14 protein-coding genes are annotated in these 16,757 nt (G+C 64.6%); 4 read left to right on the top strand and 10 right to left on the bottom strand.

Translation table 11 applies throughout. The features are described from left to right. Positions 1 to 221: 221 nt before the first annotated feature. Positions 222 to 2,354 carry a catalase/peroxidase HPI gene (katG, locus tag GRX03_RS00385; protein WP_159762230.1) on the top strand — a complete coding sequence of 711 codons (2,133 nt, stop codon included), beginning with the start codon at positions 222 to 224 and terminating at the stop codon, positions 2,352 to 2,354. A gap of 32 nt (positions 2,355 to 2,386) precedes the next feature. On the opposite strand, the gene GRX03_RS00390 is transcribed toward katG, so the two are convergent. From GRX03_RS00390 to GRX03_RS00400, 3 genes are read right to left on the bottom strand one after another with little or no spacing between them, the layout of a single operon-like run. After that, positions 2,387 to 3,394 (bottom strand): sodium:calcium antiporter, encoded by a 1,008-nt coding sequence (locus GRX03_RS00390; RefSeq protein WP_159762231.1) that lies wholly within the window; start codon positions 3,392 to 3,394, stop codon positions 2,387 to 2,389. A gap of 47 nt (positions 3,395 to 3,441) precedes the next feature. Further along, positions 3,442 to 4,584, bottom strand: a complete 1,143-nt coding sequence (locus GRX03_RS00395) for an acyl-CoA dehydrogenase (protein ID WP_159762232.1) — start codon at positions 4,582 to 4,584, stop codon at positions 3,442 to 3,444. A gap of 52 nt (positions 4,585 to 4,636) precedes the next feature. Then, positions 4,637 to 6,253 (bottom strand): ATP-binding protein, encoded by a 1,617-nt coding sequence (locus tag GRX03_RS00400; RefSeq protein ID WP_159762233.1) that lies wholly within the window; start codon positions 6,251 to 6,253, stop codon positions 4,637 to 4,639. A 109-nt stretch (positions 6,254 to 6,362) separates the two neighbouring features. On the opposite strand from GRX03_RS00400, the gene GRX03_RS00405 reads away from it, so the two are divergent. After that, the gene (locus tag GRX03_RS00405; protein WP_159762234.1) at positions 6,363 to 7,379 is read left to right on the top strand and encodes a BtrH N-terminal domain-containing protein; all 1,017 of its coding nucleotides are present in this window, start codon (positions 6,363 to 6,365) and stop codon (positions 7,377 to 7,379) included. Between the two features lie 4 nt (positions 7,380 to 7,383). Here the strand turns inward: GRX03_RS00405 and GRX03_RS00410 are convergent, their stop codons facing one another. From GRX03_RS00410 to GRX03_RS00420, 3 genes are all read right to left on the bottom strand, one after another. Then, positions 7,384 to 8,262, bottom strand: coding sequence for a DUF6159 family protein (locus GRX03_RS00410; protein ID WP_159762235.1), 879 nt, complete (start codon positions 8,260 to 8,262; stop codon positions 7,384 to 7,386). A gap of 67 nt (positions 8,263 to 8,329) precedes the next feature. Beyond that, positions 8,330 to 8,605, bottom strand: a complete 276-nt coding sequence (locus GRX03_RS00415) for a hypothetical protein (RefSeq protein WP_159762236.1) — start codon at positions 8,603 to 8,605, stop codon at positions 8,330 to 8,332. Between the two features lie 57 nt (positions 8,606 to 8,662). Then, positions 8,663 to 10,327 carry a long-chain fatty acid--CoA ligase gene (locus GRX03_RS00420; protein WP_368277881.1) on the bottom strand — a complete coding sequence of 555 codons (1,665 nt, stop codon included), beginning with the start codon at positions 10,325 to 10,327 and terminating at the stop codon, positions 8,663 to 8,665. A 129-nt stretch (positions 10,328 to 10,456) separates the two neighbouring features. Between GRX03_RS00420 and GRX03_RS00425 the strand changes: the two genes are divergently transcribed. Further along, positions 10,457 to 10,879: an acyl-CoA thioesterase gene (locus GRX03_RS00425; protein WP_159762238.1), complete on the top strand. Its 423-nt coding sequence runs from the start codon at positions 10,457 to 10,459 to the stop codon at positions 10,877 to 10,879. A gap of 4 nt (positions 10,880 to 10,883) precedes the next feature. On the opposite strand, the gene GRX03_RS00430 is transcribed toward GRX03_RS00425, so the two are convergent. Together GRX03_RS00430 and GRX03_RS00435 are read right to left on the bottom strand one after the other, a co-directional pair. Next, positions 10,884 to 12,335, bottom strand: a complete 1,452-nt coding sequence (locus tag GRX03_RS00430; protein WP_159762239.1) for an amidase — start codon at positions 12,333 to 12,335, stop codon at positions 10,884 to 10,886. Between the two features lie 56 nt (positions 12,336 to 12,391). After that, positions 12,392 to 12,958, bottom strand: a complete 567-nt coding sequence (locus GRX03_RS00435) for a hypothetical protein (RefSeq protein WP_201289144.1) — start codon at positions 12,956 to 12,958, stop codon at positions 12,392 to 12,394. A 126-nt stretch (positions 12,959 to 13,084) separates the two neighbouring features. On the opposite strand from GRX03_RS00435, the gene GRX03_RS00440 reads away from it, so the two are divergent. Further along, positions 13,085 to 13,507, top strand: coding sequence for a TRAM domain-containing protein (locus tag GRX03_RS00440; protein WP_159762240.1), 423 nt, complete (start codon positions 13,085 to 13,087; stop codon positions 13,505 to 13,507). 8 nt (positions 13,508 to 13,515) lie between these two features. On the opposite strand, the gene proS is transcribed toward GRX03_RS00440, so the two are convergent. Further along, complete coding sequence (proS, locus tag GRX03_RS00445) at positions 13,516 to 14,976, bottom strand: proline--tRNA ligase (RefSeq protein ID WP_159762241.1); 1,461 nt, start codon at positions 14,974 to 14,976, stop codon at positions 13,516 to 13,518. Positions 14,977 to 15,347: 371 nt separating this feature from the next. Continuing rightward, a complete protein-coding gene (locus GRX03_RS00450; protein ID WP_159762242.1) occupies positions 15,348 to 16,418 on the bottom strand; it encodes an isocitrate lyase/PEP mutase family protein in 1,071 nt (356 codons plus the stop codon). Between the last annotated feature and the right edge of the window lie 339 nt (positions 16,419 to 16,757).

The following is a 16,757-nucleotide window of genomic DNA, read 5'->3' on the forward strand; positions in this document are numbered from 1 at the left end:
CCAGGTTCGCTCTCCCAGTCCCGACACGATTCATTGGTCAGAACGCCGAGAAGTTTCCGCGGTCGTCCGGAGAGACAGACGATTTACCGACTGGAAAGCTCTGTCGCGGGTGACACGATCACAAGCGAGTATTCAGTTATCCGATAGATTGGTTGGCGTTTCCCGAAATCGCGCTTACTGATTCGACAATATTAACACGCCAAAGCGACAATGACTGCGTGATGAGTAAAAGTAACCAAGATTGGTGGCCCGAAAGCCTCGATCTGAGCATCCTCGACCAGAACGCACGCGACGCTGGTCCGATGGACGAGGAGTTCGACTACGCCGAGGAGTTCCAGAAACTCGACCTGGAGGAGGTCAAGTCGGATATCGAAGACGTGCTGACGGAGCCACAGGACTGGTGGCCCGCAGATTACGGCCATTACGGACCCTTCATGATCCGGATGGCCTGGCACAGCGCCGGCACGTACCGCGCCTACGACGGGCGTGGCGGCGCGGCCGGCGGTCGACAGCGGTTCGCGCCGCTGAACAGTTGGCCCGACAACGCCAACCTCGACAAGGCCCGCAGACTGCTCTGGCCCGTCAAACAGAAGTACGGCAAGAAACTGTCGTGGTCCGATCTGATCATCCTCGCGGGCAACGTCGCCATCGAGTCGATGGGCTTCCAGACCTTCGGCTTCGCCGGCGGCCGCGAGGACGCCTTCGAGCCAGACGAGGCCGTCGACTGGGGTCCCGAGGACGAGATGGAGACCCAGGAACGGTTCAAAGAGCCCGGCGAAATCCAGGAAGGGCTGGGTGCCTCGGTGATGGGGCTGATCTACGTCAACCCCGAGGGACCGAACGGCGAGCCCGACCCCGAGGCCTCCGCGAAGAACATCCGCCAGACCTTCTCCCGGATGGCGATGGACGACAAGCAGACGGCGGCGCTGATCGCCGGCGGCCACACCTTCGGGAAGGTCCACGGCAAGGAGGACCCCGAAGAGGCACACGGTCCCGAGCCCGAGGCCGCGCCCATCGAGAACATGGGGCTGGGCTGGCAGACCGGCGAAGACGCCAAGGAGAACGGCGTCACCACCAGCGGTATCGAGGGTCCGTGGACCTCCTCTCCGACCGAGTGGGACATGGGCTACGTGAACAACCTGCTCGAATACGAGTGGGAGCCGGAGAAAGGCCCCGGCGGTGCCTGGCAGTGGACGCCGAAAGACGGCGAACTCGAAGGCTCCGCGCCGGACGCCCAGAACCCCGACGAACAGGTCACGCCGATGATGCTCACGACGGACATCGCGCTCAAGCGCGACCCGCAGTACCGTGAGATCATGGAGGAGTTCCAGGAGAACCCGATGGAGTTCGGCATGGCCTTCGCGAAGGCCTGGTACAAACTGACCCACCGTGACATGGGCCCGCCGGAGCGGTTCCTCGGCCCCGAGGTGCCCGAGGAGACGATGGTCTGGCAGGATCCGATCCCGGACGTCGAGCACGACCTGATCGGCGACGAGGAGATTGCCGAACTCAAATCGGAGATTCTCGACTCCGACATCTCCCGCTCACAGCTCGTCAAGACGGCGTGGGCCTCGGCCTCGACCTACCGCGACAGCGACAAACGCGGCGGAGCCAACGGCGCTCGCATCCGACTCGAACCTCAGAAGAACTGGGAGGTCAACGAGCCGGCGAAGCTCCAGTCCGTCCTCGCCACGCTCGAAGACATCCAGGCCGAGTTCAACAACACCCGCGACGACGACGTTCGCGTCTCGCTCGCGGACCTGATCGTGCTGGGCGGCAACGCGGCCATCGAGGAGGCCGCGGCCGAGGCCGGCTACGACGTCGAGGTGCCCTTCGAGCCGGGTCGAGCGGACGCCCTGCCGGAGCAGACCGACGCCGACTCCTTCGAGGCGCTGAAGCCGCGAGTCGACGGTTTCCGCAACTACATCCGCGACGACGTCGACCAGCCCGCCGAGGAGCTGATGGTCGACGACGCGGATCTGCTGGATCTCACCCCAGAGGAGATGACGGTGCTCGTCGGCGGCATGCGCGCGCTCGGCGCGACCTACCAGGACACCGACCTCGGCGTCTTCACCGACCAGCCGGGCACGCTGAGCAACGACTTCTTCACGAACCTGCTCAGCATGGACACCAAGTGGGAGCAGTCCGACTCCTCGGATCAGATCTACGAGGGCTACGACCGCGAGACCGGACGGTTCAAGTACGAAGGCACTCGCCTCGACCTCATCTTCGGCTCGCACTCCCGCCTTCGCGCCATCTCTGAGGTCTACGCGGCCGACGAACAGCAGTTCGTCGAGGACTTCGTCGACGCCTGGCACAAAGTGATGACCAACGACCGCTTCGACCTCGCATAGGCCGACACTCGGCCCCGCTGGCACGCTCGTTTTCAGATTCCCTGCACGGTCTCGATCACCTGGGTCGACTCCAGGACCATCCACAGCAGGAACAGCCCGTAGAGACCGAGAAAGCCGTACGCCTCCACGTCGGTCAGTTCGAGATCCGTCCGGGTGAAGACGATGAACACCAGCGTCGCGACCATCAGAAAGCCCATCGTCGGCACCGCGACCAGGAAGCTAATCGTCGCCGATCCGGCGAGGAGAACGCCGAGCGGGATCGCAACGAGCAGGTTGAACGTGTTGCTGCCGAGGACGTTCGTGAGGCTGGTCACGCTGTCGTCGTTGCGGGCGGCGCTGACGCTGACGAACGCGTCCGGGAGGCTGGTGCCGGCCGCGATGACCGTCACGCCCCACAGGAACGTCGGCGTGTCGAACAGCGCCCCCAGTGAGAGCGCGGCCCGGATCAGTCCCTCGACGCCGATGGCGATCACCACCAGCGACACCAAAAGCGTCCCCCACTGCTTGATGGGGCGCACGTCGGGAGAGCTCTCGGTCACCTGCTCGCTGGCGTCCTGCTGGTGGAGGAAGAGATAGATGCCGTAGGTGACCAGCGGGAGCAACACGAGCGTCGGCGTCAGTATCGCCTCGGAGTTGCTCCCGCCCGGGACGTACGTCGCCCCGAGCGCGAAGGTCACGAAGAGGACGAGCACGCTTATGACGTAAAACTGTGCGTCCTTGTGGACGAGGCTGCGTGTCGACTCCAGTTCCTCGCTGAACAGCGCGGACAGCGCCGGAATCACGAGCAGGTTGAAGATTGCGCTGCCGACGATTGCCCCGACACCGAGGGAGAACTCACCGTGGACGGCGGTACTGATGAGAATCGAACTGATCTCCGGAAAACTGGAACCGACGGCGACGACGACGGCCCCGTGGATGGCCAGCGGCAGGCCGTAGTACTTGCTGAGCAGCCGCGCGGCACCCTCGAAGTACTCGCTGCCCTTCCAGATGACGACCACAGCGACGGCCGCGAGTCCGACTGATCCGGCGAGTCCTGGCATCACTCTCCCTTCTCAGCCCGCGATGAAAATAGCTTCCGCGTCGACGGTTAGTCGAGCAACTGGTCGGCAATCGTGTTCCGCAGCACCTCGCTGGTCCCCTCGTAGATCTCGTTGATCTTGGCGTCGCGGAGGAACCGCTCGGCGGGGAAGTCCTTGACGTAGCCGTAGCCGCCGTGGATCTGGATGCCCTCGTTGGCGACCTCGCGCGATACTTCGGAGGCGTACAGTTTCGCCTGGGCGGCCTCCTTGCGGAACTCCTCGCCGTTCATCTTCAGGTCGGCGGCCCGGTGCATGAGCATCCGCGCGGCCGAAATCTTCGTGTCCATGTCCGCGAGTTTGTGCTGGATCGCCTGGAAGTCGCTGATCGGCTGGTCGAACTGCTCGCGGTCCTGGGCGTACGCGAGCGCCTCGTCCAGCGCCGCCTGCGCGATGCCGACCGAGCGGGCGGCGATGGTGATCCGGCCGCCGTTGAGCGTCTTCAGCGCCTGAATCATCCCTTCGCCCTCCTCGCCGATCCGGCGGGACTCGGGGATGGTCAGATCGTCGAAACGGAGTTCGGCGGTCGGACAGCCCTTGTCACCGAGTTTCTCCTCCGTCCCTTCGACGATGAACCCGTCGTCCTCCTCCGGCCGAAGGATGAACGAGGAGATGCCCTTCGCGCCGGCGTCCTCGTCGGTCTTCGCGAAGACGACGACCGTGTCCGCGACCGACCCGTTCGAGATCCAGAGTTTGCCGCCGTTGATGACGTACTCGTCGCCGTCCTTCTCCGCGACGGTCTCCATCGCCGGCGCGTCACTGCCCGCACCGGCTTCCGAGAGCCCGAAGGCACCGATCTCCTGGCCCTCCGCCAGCGGCGTCAGATACTCCTCTTTCTGGGCCTCGCTGCCGAAGTCGTAGATCATGTTGCAGGCCAGCGAGATGTGCGCCGCGACGATGGTCCCGACGCCGCCGCTGCCCCGGGAAATCTCCTCCAGCGCGGTCGCGTAGGCGTGATAATCCAGCCCGGCACCGCCGTACTCCTCGGGGATCGGCATCCCCATCAGGCCGAGACTCGCCATCTCGTCGACCAGTTCCCAGGGGAACTCGTCCGCTTTGTCGATCTCGGCCGCCCGGGGTTTGATCTCCTCGTCGACGAACTCGGAGACCATGTCCTCGATCTGCTGATGTTCAGTATCTTTCGTGAAATCCATATTGACGCATACTACTGGGAAACCAATAAATCCACGATTATGGCCACCCCAATCAACTCACGTCGGGAACGGTGAACCTGACGGTCGTCCCGTCGGCCGTCTCGAAGGAAAGCTCTCCGCCGACTGTCGTCACCGCCCACTTGAGTTGCCACAGCCCGAGTCCGGTCCCGTGCTGCAACGGCGTCTCTGTCCCCGCATCGATCGAGTCCAGTTCCTGTTCCGGAATCCCGCTTCCGTCGTCGCTCACGAGGACGGCGTAGCCGTCCCCGTCTGCTTCGATGACCACCTCGACGGTCGAACTCGCGTAGCTGACAGCGTTTTCGAGCGCACTTTTCAGGGCGGCTTCGACGGCCGCTCGGTCCGTGGTCACTACCGCCGTCTCCGGATGGTCGACCCACACCGAGAGGCCGTCAGTTTCGGGCTCGACCGTTTCGTACTGCGTCTCGAAGACCTCGACGAGATCGACCTCCTGTACCGTCGATTCCGAGAGGAAGCGATCGATCGTCCGTGCCTCGTAGCCGAGGTCACGGATCTCGTCGGCGGTCTCGGTGATCGTGTGGACGTGCTGGTTCGGCCGGTCGTCTCGGAGCACCTCCGCGTGGCTCTTGATCACGTCGATCTTGTTGCGGAGGTTGTGCCGGAGGACGCGGTTGAGCACGGCCAACCGCTGTTCGCGTAGCTGTCGGTCCGTCACGTCACGTAGACTGAGCACGGCACCGAGTTCGGTGTCTCCGTGGGTGAGTTCCGAGACCTGCGGGTCGTACTGCCGTCTCCCGGCTGTCGTCTCCAGTGAGATGGTCTCCCGCGTTCGGAGGTCACCGGGGCCCTCGCCCAGGCCCTCGGTTACTGGTTCTCCGAGTATCTCCGGTCTGTTCACCCCGAGTATCTCGACGACACGCGGATTACACTCGACGACCGTCCCGCGGTCGTCGACGACGAACACGAGGTCGTCGGTCTCCTGGATGATCTCGCGGGTCCCGACCGTCTCGACGGCGGGGACCCGATCCAGAACCGAGTCCCGAGCGAGGACAGCCCACAGCGCCGCGGTACTGACGCTCAGCGACGCCGCGTACACCGCCGGCCCGAGTACCGTGGCGCTCTGTTGCAAGTTGGTGACGGAGTTCAGTGCGAGCACGACGAGCACCGGTGCGGCCGCGAGCCCGACCCCCTCGCGGAGCGAGAGATGGACGTACGACCGCGCCGCCTGCACGACCAACACCGCACCGAACGCCGCCAGCGCGAGTGTATAGAGCAGGACGAGCGACCCAATCGCGTTCGCGACGCCGGAGATGCCGCTGCCGACGAAGCCCCAGACGAAGTTCATCACGAGTCCGGCAAACGGGAGATACAGCGCGGCGACGGTCCGACGCCCGATCCTGTCGGACCGGCCGGTGTACACGAGCGCGAACAGGAACCACGGCACCGTCGACAGCGCCCAGCCGGTGAGTCCGAGTTGTGTCCACAGCGGCGTCACGGTCGGATTCGACGAACTCTCCCAGACGCCGACGACGGCGCTACAGACGGCTCCGAGACCGAGCACGACGGCAAACGTGGCCAGTAGCTTCGCCCCGGGCGCGTCGGATCGCCCGCTGAGCACGGACCCGAGCACGACGAGCGCAACCCCCGAACTGGCGACGACTGCGAACAACGCCGTGAAGACGACGGCCATCATCGGGCGTTATCGGAGAACCGATAAAAACCCCCTTGCCGGGTGCCGCGACCGGAAACGACCCCAGTCCGGGGGAATAGTTACCACGTCCCCGTGACAACCGGGGGACATGCCCAGACTCGATTTCGCTCACGAGACCGGTGCACACTGCGGTTCGACCTCGTTGCGCGACCTGTCGACGTACTACGGCTGGGGGTTCGACGAGGCGACCTGTTTCGGCCTCGGTGAGGGGCTCGGGTTCTCCTATCTCGACCTGCCGGAGTCGCCACACCGGGCGATTTTCGGCCGAACCGGCTGGCTCGAACGGGCGTTTTTCGAGAACTGCGCCGTCGAGCACACGATCCACGAAGGGGAGCGCTTCGCGGACGCGTGGGCGGCGATCACCGCCCGCATCGACGACGGCGACCCGGTGATGATCTTCACCGACCTGTACTATCTGGACTACTACGGGACCGACACCCACTTCGCGCCGCACTCGCTTCTGGTCGTCGGCTACGACGACCGCGACGGCGGCCACGTCCACCTCGCCGACAGCGAGTTCGCGGAGATTCAGCGACTCCCGACGGACCGACTCCGCGAGGCGCTGACCTCGGACCACGTCGTCCCCCTGCAGTGTCGGTATCTCACCGTCGACGACCCGACCGTGACGGTCGACTTCGAGACGGCGGCGACGAACGCTCTTCGGGAGACAGCCACCTACATGCTCGACCCCTCCGAGAGTCACCGCCACTCGAAGTACTTCAGCGGCCAGGGAGTCGCCGAAATCGCGGCTTTCGCGGAGGAGCTACCGGAGTGGGGCGACCTGCCCGACCCCTCCTGGACGATCCGGTTTGCCTACCAGAACATCGAGCGCCGCGGGACCGGAGGCGGGGCCTTCCGACGGCTGTTCGCGGCGTTTCTGAAGACGGCGGCCGACCGAGTCGGGATTCCCGACGACGCGCCCGGAGAGATGACCGACATCGCGGACGACTGGACGGCGCTCGGCGAGACGCTCCGGGAGGCCAGCGAGACGGACGACTCCGACCAGCGGCGGGAACTGCTCGCCGAGGCCGGCGAGCAGGCTCGGGCCCTCGGAACCCGGGAGGCGGAATTTCACCGGATGATCCGTGACGCGCTCGGGGAGTAGCCACTCAGGAGCCAGCGGCGGCGGTGTCTCGACCGCTCTCTGACTCCCCGCTGGCGAGCGCCTGGATGTCGATTTCCGCCAGGACGGACGGCATCGTCCCCGTCTGTGCGTACTCGTACAGTGCCGTCTTGCTGACTGCGTGTGCGGCCGCTCGGACGACCAACAGCGCGAAGACGAGTCCCAGCGCGAGCAGGACGACAGCGCCGAACGCGACCGCCGGCAGACCCGCCGCGGCGACCGCGACGAGACCGACAATCGTCGCGACGACGGCCAGCGCCGACAGCAGATCGATCCCGAAGGAGGCGGTCAGGCTCTCGCCCCACACGTCGTAGAAGGTGTCCGCGCTCTCCTCGAACATCCCCCCGATTCCGGTGTCGGTAAACACCATCACGGGGACGACGAAAAACGTCAGGACCACCCACGAGGCCTGGAGAATCGTGGAGACGAACCACGCGATTCGGCTGTCACTGCTCTCTAAGATTTCGATGACCACCCCGAACACCGAACTGATGACCCCCCAGACGACGATCTTCGATTTGATCCGCCAACTGGCGGCGAATCCGCTCCGTATCGAGGGCTGTTCCCCCCGGAGGACGCGGGCGGTCTCGTGGACCAGCGCGGCGTTGAAAAACGTGCTGAGCACCGCCGCGACGAAGTAGCCGACGGCGACGGTCCCGAGCCACCAGTAGCCGTTCAGAATCTCCTCGCCGACGCCGGAGACGACGGCGAACACCGACAGCCCGACCACACCTCCGACGAAGAAGACGACCGGCGACACCGCCGAGAGCAGCGGAAAGACGAGCAGTTTCGGATGGGCACGAAGCACCCCGAAACTCCGGCGCATCGTCAGTAGACCGGTCTTGAGCGTCTGTACGAATCCCATACTCGTCGGACACCCGGTGCTGTGTTAGTAGTTGTGTCTGGCCGAGCGGTATCCAGGCGGCGGGTCGTTACGGTCGCTCCGACCTCTGCGTCCGGCGACGGACCGCCGCGACCGCGAGCACGACCGCAGCGACCACGCCCACCAGAAGTTGTCGCCGCGTCAGAAGCGACCCGTCACCCTCGGCCGACGCCTGGTCGGTCCGGGTGTCGGCCGCCCGTTCCCCTCCGGTGTCGGTCGGTCGCTTATCTCCGGTCTCGGCAGTCTGTCTCCCTCGGGTGCGCGGTCGGTCGTGTGACTCGACCCCCAGGCGCTCTTTCAGATACGGCGTGAAGACGACGGGCATACGATCAGTACGGCCCGAAGCGGGATATAACCGCGTCAAAAAGACGCTACGCGGTCGTCAGTCGTCGGCCTCTTCCGGAGCGGCCTCCTCGGAGACCTCCTCCTGGAGGAGTTCGTCCTCCTGTCCCTCGTACATCTCGCGGAGATCCTTCTTCGAGAACTTGCCCGTCGCCGTCTTCGGAATCTCGTCGATGTACTTGAAGCCGTCCGGGAGCCACCACTTCGGATACTCCTCCAGCAGCATCTCTTTGAGTTCCTCGGTCAGCGCGTCGTTGTCGACCTCGTCCGGCGTGACGACCATCGCGACCGGCCGCTCGGACCAGCGCTCGTGGGGGACGCCGATCACTGCCGCCTCGGTCACGTCGTCGTGGGCCATGATGGCGTTTTCCAGTTCCTGGCTGGAGATCCACTCGCCGCCGGATTTGATCACGTCGCCCGCCCGGTCGACGATTTCGATGTAGCCGTCCTCGTCGACGGTGACGATGTCGCCGGTCTTGAGCCAAGAGCCCTCGAAGTCCTCCTCGTTGGCCTCGGGACGCTCGAAGTACGACTGGGTGACCCACGGCCCGCGGACGTACAGTTCGCCGAAGTCCTCGCCGTTCCAGGGCACCTCGTTGCCGTCGTCGTCGACGACCTTGAACTCCAGGCCGGGGACGATCAGGCCCTGTTTGGCCTTGACGTTGAACTGCTGTTCTTTCGGTGCGTCTTCGAGATCCGACTTCAGGTTGGCGACGGTGCCGATCGGCGACATCTCGGTCATGCCCCACGCGTGGACGACCTCGACGCCGAGTTCGTCGAACTGCTCGATCAGCGCCTTCGGCGCCGCCGACCCCCCGATGATGACCCGTTCGAGCGAGGAGAGATCCACCTCGTTGTCCTCCATGTACTCGAGCAGACCGAGCCAGACCGTCGGAACCCCCGCAGTGAGCGTGACCTCTTCTTCCTCGATGAGCCGAGCGATGTCCTCGGGGTCCGGCGACGGGCCGGGATAGACCTGCTTCGCACCGGCCGCCGTCGCCGAGAACGGCATCCCCCAGGCGTTGACGTGGAACATCGGGACGACCGGCATCAACACGTCCGAATCGTCGATTCCCAGCGCCTGGGGCACCATCGTCGCCATCGTGTGCGACCACAGCATCTGCTGGGTGTACTCGACTCCTTTCGGCATCCCCGTCGTGCCGGAGGTGTAACACATCCCCGCCGGCTGGTCCTCGCTCAGTTCGGGGAACTCGTAGTCGGTGGACTCGTCACCGATAAAGGACTCGTAGTCCGTGACGGGTTCGATGGAGAGGTCGGGCACCTCGGACCCCATGACGACGAACTGCTCGACGCTGGAAAAGGAGTCCTCTTCGTAGGCGGAGTCGAGTTTCTCCGCCAGCGACGGATCGACGAAGATGACCTTGTTCTGGGCATCGCTGACGATGTGCTGGATGTGCCCGTCCGGCAGCAGCGGGTTGATGGTGTGTAGCTGGGCACCGATGTTCGGCACCGAGAAGTACGTCTCGAAGTGCCGGTCCGTGTTCCAGCAGATGGTCCCGATCCGGTCCCCCTCTTCGACCCCCGCGTTCTCGAGCGCGTTCGCGAGCTTTCGGACGCGGTCACCGTACTCGTCGTAGGTGTACCGCTTCATGCCTTCGTGGGTACGGGCGACGATTTCCTTCTCCGGGAAGACGTTTTCCGCACGCCACAAGAACGGTGTCAGTGTCTGTTGATGTCCAGTCACACTATACCACTGGGCACACTCCCAAATAGTGTTTTCTGAACGTCTGAACGAAAAACCGCTCATGACCGTGGTTTTATCAGGGGGTTTCGATGTGAGGAACTTTACTCCCCGAGTGAGACTGTCACAGGTATGCACGACCTCTACGAGAACGACGTCCGCTTCGAGGAGACCGACGCGCAGGGAATCGTCTTCTACGGCAACTACGTCACCTACCAGGACGAAGCCTTTACCGAGTATCTCGACGCCATCGGATTCGACTACCAGAGCTTCGAGGACCGAGACTGGGACGTCCACGTCGTCAACGTCGAACTCGATTACCGCGGTTCCGCGGAGTTCCGGGATCGCCTGGTCAACGCCGTGCGGATCAGCGCGATCAGCGAGTCCAGCCTCACCTTCGAGTACGAGTGCCGACGCAAGGCCGACGACGAACTGCTCGCGGAGGGGTCGGTCACCCACGTCGCCGTCGACGAGTCCGGCTCCCCGACGCGGATTCCCGACGAGTTCCGCGACGCCGTCGTGGAGTTTCAGGACGAACCGCCCGAGCCGGTCTGAGTTCTCAGCTCTCGGCGAACGGATACTCCGCGGCCCACGGGCGAGCCTCCTCGATTGCAGTTGCGACTGCCAGCACGTCGGCCTCCGCGTAGCGGCGACCGACGATCTGCAGCCCCACCGGAAGCCCGTCGTCGGTCCGGCCTGCCGGCACCGCCGCCACCGGATGGCCGGTCATGTTGAACACCCAGGTGAGCATCTGGTCGGTCGGCACGCCCATCACCTCCTCCCCGTCGATCTCCGTCGGGTAGCCGTCGGCGAGATCACGGCTGTACGGCGGGACGGTGAGTGTCGGCGTGACGAGCACGTCGTACTCGTCGAGGACGGCCTCGATTGCGTCGTAGGCGGCGGTCCGCGGGACGTTCTGTAACTGGGTTTCGAGCGCGTCGGCACTCTTTCCGAGGGCAATCGTCGACGGAACGGTGTCGACGACATCGGCGGTCTCGAAATCGATGCCGAACCGCTCCTCGATCTGCGTGGCGATGGCGGCGAAGGACAGCCCCACCTGTGCCATGTACGCCTCGCTCAACTCGGCGTAGGAGGGGAGGTCCGGATCGCGCTCGTCGACGGTCGCGCCCGCGGACGCGAGGTCGTCGACGGCACCGCCGACGGTCTCTCGCACCTCGGGGGCGACTGGCTGGAGGTCGAGATCCGGGCTGTACGCCACCGAGAACTGCGCGGCCGGCCGGTCGATCCGGTCGCTGACCGGCGGCGTCTCGGGCACGCTGAAGGGGTCTCGATCGTCCGGTCCCGCGAGCAGATCGTACGCCAGCGCCACGTCCTCCACCGAGCGAGCCAGCGGGCCGAGCACCAGAAACGGCGAGTGGTCGTTGAACCGGTCCAGCCCCTCGCTGTCGGAGGGCACGCGTCCGAAGGTCGGTTTGATGCTGGCGACGTGACAGCAGGAAGCGGGCACGCGCAGCGAGCCACCGATGTCCGATCCGGTGGCGATGGTCGTCAGTCCGGCCGCGAGCGCGGCCGCCGACCCCCCGGAGGACCCGCCTGCCGAGTGCCCGTCGTCGAACGGCGTCGGCGTCGAGCCCTGCAGTCTGTTGTCGGTCTTGATCGTGTGTCCGAGCGCGGGGGTGTTCGTCGTTCCCAGGATGACCGCTCCGGCCGCTTCCAGCCGTTCGACGGTCACGGAGTCGGTTTCAGCGACGTGGTCGGACAGCGGGGCCAGCCCCAGCGTGTTCCGGACGCCGGCTTTCCGCTGCATGAGGTCTTTGATTGCCACCGGAACGCCGTGCAGGGGGCCGAGACTCTCGCCCGCCTCGGCGGCCTCGTCCGCGCGACGGGCCTGTTCGCGCGCGGAGTCTTCGATCACCGTCACGAAGGCGTTCAGTTCCTCGTGGTCGGCAATCCGGTCGAGGTGGGCGTCGAGTACCGTCTCTGCGGACAGCTCTCCGGCCCGAATCGCGTCTGCGAGTGCGGTCGCGGATGCGCCGATCGGATCGTCCATGCCCGTACCGACCGGCGGTCAGCACATAAACGTCCGGGCGGCTGTCACCGCGAGACTCAGAAGGGCGCTTCGGGGTCAGTGCCGCGCTCTACCGTCGGTTCGGGAACCTCCGCGTCGGTTTCGACGGCGTCGATCTCGCCGGTCTCCTCGTACTGTCGTTCCATCTCGGCGAGTGCCTCGTTGACCGCCTCGCTCTGCTGGTGGGTCTCGGCGACGCGCACCCGGACGAGATCGTACCCGTGCCGGTCCGACAGCGCGTTCCACGCCCGGAAGGAGCCTTTCGTGAGCGTGTCGCTCTGCGGGCAGAACTCCGTGGTCGGGGAGAACTCCGCCCGAAGCACCGACGGGTCCTCGGCGTCGACGGCGTATCGATAGCCCGCGTCGGAGTGGCGCGTGTCCCGGTTCAACTTGGCGAGATTGTAGCCGAAGGTCATATCGTAGACGCCCCGCTCCTCGAAGATCTCGGCCGTGAGTCGGTGAAACTCGACGTGACGCCGCCCGTCGAGCACGTCGTGGCCCAGCAGAAACGATCCCGGCTCGGGGATGTGCTCGGGATCGAAACTGTCCTCGTCGGTGAACTCGGCCTCGTCGTCCCCGCCGATGATCGAACGGATTCCTCTCATACCCGAATCCAGGGTTCGGATTCCGACAGCAGTTGTCCCGAACATATTCGAGCCGCTCGCGTCGGCTCGCGCACCCGTATTCCTGCAAAAATTAATGATAGTACCGCCCGAACAGGGAAGCAGTACATGGTGGAGATTCCTGACTCTCTGCAGAGTTTGTTCACCGCGACCGTCGAAGAGCACGAGGATCGGTATTACGTCGAGATTCCGAACTCGGAGATCGAACACGAGGCGGCCGCGCCCGGCGAGACCTACCGAATCGCTGTACTCCCGCACGACGCACGGACAGACGACCGCCCGGAACCCGACACCGAGCCCGACGAGTCGACCGCCGCGGAGCCTCGACCGGAACCGCCGGTCGACGAGGGGGAGGTCCGCACCGTCGAGGTCGAATCCGTCGGCGACCAGGGCGACGGCATCGCGAAAGTCGAACGCGGCTACGTCGTCATCGTCCCCGGTGCGGAACCGGGCGAACGACCGACCGTCGAGATCGAACAGGTCAAACAGAACGTGGCCTTCGCCCGCGTCGTCGACGGACAGGCGGCCTGAGACGTTCGTTAGTACGTCCGTGCGAAGTAGGCGGTCTCCTCGGCTTCCTCACCGCAGATCGCACACTCGTCGTGGATCGGCTCTTCGTCGCGGTCCAGCGGTACCATCACGATTTCGGCCGCAATTGCCTCTTTGATCGGCTCCTCGCAGTCCTCGTCGCCACACCAGCCACACTTCACGTAGCCGCCGTGCTGACCGATGGTGCCGAGGATCTCCTCGCGGCTCTCGGCCTCGCGGGTTGCACCCTCCAGGGTCTCCTCGGCGCTGGCGTACAGTTTCGCGAAGATCGTCTCCAGATGCTCGTCGACGGTCTCGTCGAGGCCCTCCCGGTCGACGCTCTCGCTCTCGCCGTCCGGGCGGTGGACCAGCGTCGCGGTCCCCTCGTCGACCTCGTTGGGTCCGACCTCGATCCGCAGCGGGACGCCCTGTAGCTCCCACTCGTTGTACTTGAAACCGGGGTTGCGGTTCTCGCGGTCGTCCAGGTGGACCCGGACGCCCGCCTCCGCGAGCGTCTCCTCGATTTCGGCGGCGTAGTCGATGACCGCCTCCTTGTTGTCCTCCTGCCAGATGGGGACGATGACGACCTGTTCGGGGGCGAGCGTCGGCGGCAGCACCAGCCCTTGATCGTCGCTGTGTGTCATGATCAGCGCGCCCATCGCCCGCCAGGACAGCCCCCACGAGGTCGTGTGCGCGGTCTGGTCGTTCTGGTCCTCGTCGGCGTAGGTGATGTCGAAGGCCTCGGCGAAGGAGGTGCCCAGATAGTGGCTGGTCGCGCCCTGAACGCTCTTGCCGTCAGGCATCAGCGCCTCGATTGTCGTCGTCGTGTGTGCGCCGGGGAACTTGTCGTGTTCGGGCTTGCGGCCGACCAGCGGCGGAATGGCGAGGACGTCTTCGTAGAGCCGCTGGTACTGCTCCAGTCGCGTCATCGTCTCGTCCCACGCGTCCTCCATGTCGCGGTGGGCGGTGTGGCCCTCCTGCCAGAGGAACTCCTTGGTCCGGAAGAAGGGCTTGGTCTCGGTCGCCTCCCACCGAACGACAGAACACCACTGGTTGAGACGCATCGGCAGATCCCGATGCGAGCGGATCCACTGGGACATAAACGGCGCGATGATCGACTCGCTCGTGGGTCGGACCGCGAGTCGCTCCTCCAGTTCGTCGTACCCTCCGTGGGTCACCCACGCCACTTCCGGATCGAACCCCTCGACGATATCTTTCTCCCGTTCGAGATAGCTCTCGGGGATAAACAGCGGAAAGTAGGCGTTCTGGACGCCGGTCTCCTTGAACCAGCCGTCGAGATAGTCCTGCATCCGTTCCCAGACCGCGTAGCCGCGGGGCTTGGTGACGATAAAGCCGCCCATCGGTGCGTAATCGGCCAACCCGGCCTTCTGGACGACCTCCGCGTACCAGTCGCCCGTGCTGTGTTCTTTCGACTCGGTGATCCCGAGTTCCTGGTGTGACTCCTCGCTCATACCGCTCATTCACGCCGCCACCAATAAACCAATGCTGTTTTGCTCCCCGACGGGCGGCCGAAAGATTTCCCGGCGAACTCTGTTGGAAAATTTACACAGCATTTATGTCTGCCAAGAGTCATGTTTCGGGTGAGGTGTCCACGATGGATCTGGGCATCGACTCCGAGAACGGTTCGCTGTGGGAACGGCTCAAGCGACTGTTCAGCCGCGGTTCCGGAGACTGACGGAACCGCGCTCCGGAGTCGTCGCGTACCCTCGATTTTTATCGACAGATCGGTTCCGATCAGCACCGCGTCTCGACAGCGCCGCCGCTAGCCGAGCAGAAAAAAGACAGCGAGAACGCTGTCTCGGAGAATCGTCAGTATCCGTCGTCAGTCGTCGTTGTCGCTGGTGATGACGGCTTCTTCCTCGTCGTCGCTGAAGCCGGCGGACTCCTCCTGTCGCTTCTTGGCTTCCGGATCGTACTGCGCCTCGATCTCCTGGAAGCGCGGGACGAAGGAGAGTTCGTGGTGGCTCTCGGTCGGGTGGCCGAGGTAGCGGTCTTCGAGGTCCCACTGGGCCTGTTCGTCGTTTTCGGCGATGTTCTTCATGTCCTCGTAGACGGCGTGTGCGCCACTGTGCAGGGCGTACAGCGTGATGAACTGGTACTTGTAACCGAGGTCGCCCAGCTCCTCGAACGTGAGCGGGTCCTCCTCCTCGCTCCAGGCGAACGAACTGGAGTAGTTGAACGCCAGTTTCAGATCGGGGTGGGTCTCGTGGATCTTCTCGGCGTACTTGACGGCGTCCTCGCGCGAGGGGTCCGGCATCTCGGGCCAGACCAGGTCGACGCCACAGTCGGCGTAGAGTCGACCGCGTTCGAGGTGTTCCTCCCAGTCACCGTTGGCCGAGCCGTAGGCGTCGGTCCGGGCGATGATGATGGTGTCGTCGTCCTGCTTGGCGTCGACCGCGGCGGAGAACCGCGCTTCGGCGTCCTCTCGCGAGATGATCTGCTTGCCGGCGATGTGACCGCAGCGTTTCGGCGTCGTCTGGTCCTCGATGTGGACCGCCGCGACGCCCGCTTTCTCGTACTCCCGGACCGCTCGGCGGACGTTGTGGATGCCACCGTAGCCGGTGTCACAGTCCGCGATGATCGGCAGGTTCGTCGCCTCGACCTGCCGCTTCGCGTTCTCGACCATCTCTCGCATGTCGACCATCTCCAGATCCGGGAAGCCGAACTGGCCCAGCACCGTGGAGTAGCCGGACATGTAGACCGCATCGAGACCGGCCATCTCGGCCAGTCGCGCGTCGAGTGCGTGGTAGGTACCAGGCGCGAAGACGAAATCCTGGTTGTTCAGTTTGTCTCGCAGTTCTCGGGCCGCATCGTTGTCGACATCACGGATGTAGGGATCCGTGCTCTGGACTCGGGACGCAACTTCGTCGATTCCGTCGTTATCTTGTGTCATAGTTGGTATGTAGTGTCGCGTTTCAGGCGCGACTCGCTTGGCGTCTGTTCGGAATCGGTGCGAGTAGAAAAACGTTATGAAAGATCATGATAAATGGGCCTTATACTCTTTATTTGGGTCCGAGTGCCGTTCCTGTCGAACGTTGACATGGGGCGTTAGACGGCTGTTACCACGGGTTTTTGCCGGCGGTTCACATTCCGTTCGTCCGCAGGAATCGTCTCGTGGTGAGACGCGTCCGCCATCTCGATAGCAGGGCCGTTCCGGACGATTCGTCGTATCGTAGCGTCCGACTCGCCTGCACCCGTCGAAAGCACCGTTTAAGTTCGCCGGGTGCCACCG

Source organism: Halovenus carboxidivorans, assembly GCF_009831575.1.
GTDB classification, from domain to species: domain Archaea; phylum Halobacteriota; class Halobacteria; order Halobacteriales; family Haloarculaceae; genus Halovenus; species Halovenus carboxidivorans.

Bases quoted from the DNA above. Each gene is read 5' to 3' on its own strand.
- GRX03_RS00405 (WP_159762234.1), top strand. From the start codon at position 6,363: ATGCCCAGACTCGATTTCGCTCACGAGACCGGTGCACACTGCGGTTCG.
- GRX03_RS00435 (WP_201289144.1), bottom strand. From the start codon at position 12,958: ATGAGAGGAATCCGTTCGATCATCGGCGGGGACGACGAGGCCGAGTTC.
- GRX03_RS00410 (WP_159762235.1), bottom strand. From the start codon at position 8,262: ATGGGATTCGTACAGACGCTCAAGACCGGTCTACTGACGATGCGCCGG.
- GRX03_RS00395 (WP_159762232.1), bottom strand. From the start codon at position 4,584: ATGGATTTCACGAAAGATACTGAACATCAGCAGATCGAGGACATGGTC.
- GRX03_RS00390 (WP_159762231.1), bottom strand. From the start codon at position 3,394: ATGCCAGGACTCGCCGGATCAGTCGGACTCGCGGCCGTCGCTGTGGTC.
- GRX03_RS00425 (WP_159762238.1), top strand. From the start codon at position 10,457: ATGCACGACCTCTACGAGAACGACGTCCGCTTCGAGGAGACCGACGCG.
- GRX03_RS00440 (WP_159762240.1), top strand. From the start codon at position 13,085: ATGGTGGAGATTCCTGACTCTCTGCAGAGTTTGTTCACCGCGACCGTC.
- GRX03_RS00400 (WP_159762233.1), bottom strand. From the start codon at position 6,253: ATGGCCGTCGTCTTCACGGCGTTGTTCGCAGTCGTCGCCAGTTCGGGG.
- GRX03_RS00430 (WP_159762239.1), bottom strand. From the start codon at position 12,335: ATGGACGATCCGATCGGCGCATCCGCGACCGCACTCGCAGACGCGATT.
- proS (WP_159762241.1), bottom strand. From the start codon at position 14,976: ATGAGCGAGGAGTCACACCAGGAACTCGGGATCACCGAGTCGAAAGAA.
- katG (WP_159762230.1), top strand. From the start codon at position 222: ATGAGTAAAAGTAACCAAGATTGGTGGCCCGAAAGCCTCGATCTGAGC.
- GRX03_RS00415 (WP_159762236.1), bottom strand. From the start codon at position 8,605: ATGCCCGTCGTCTTCACGCCGTATCTGAAAGAGCGCCTGGGGGTCGAG.
- GRX03_RS00450 (WP_159762242.1), bottom strand. From the start codon at position 16,418: ATGACACAAGATAACGACGGAATCGACGAAGTTGCGTCCCGAGTCCAG.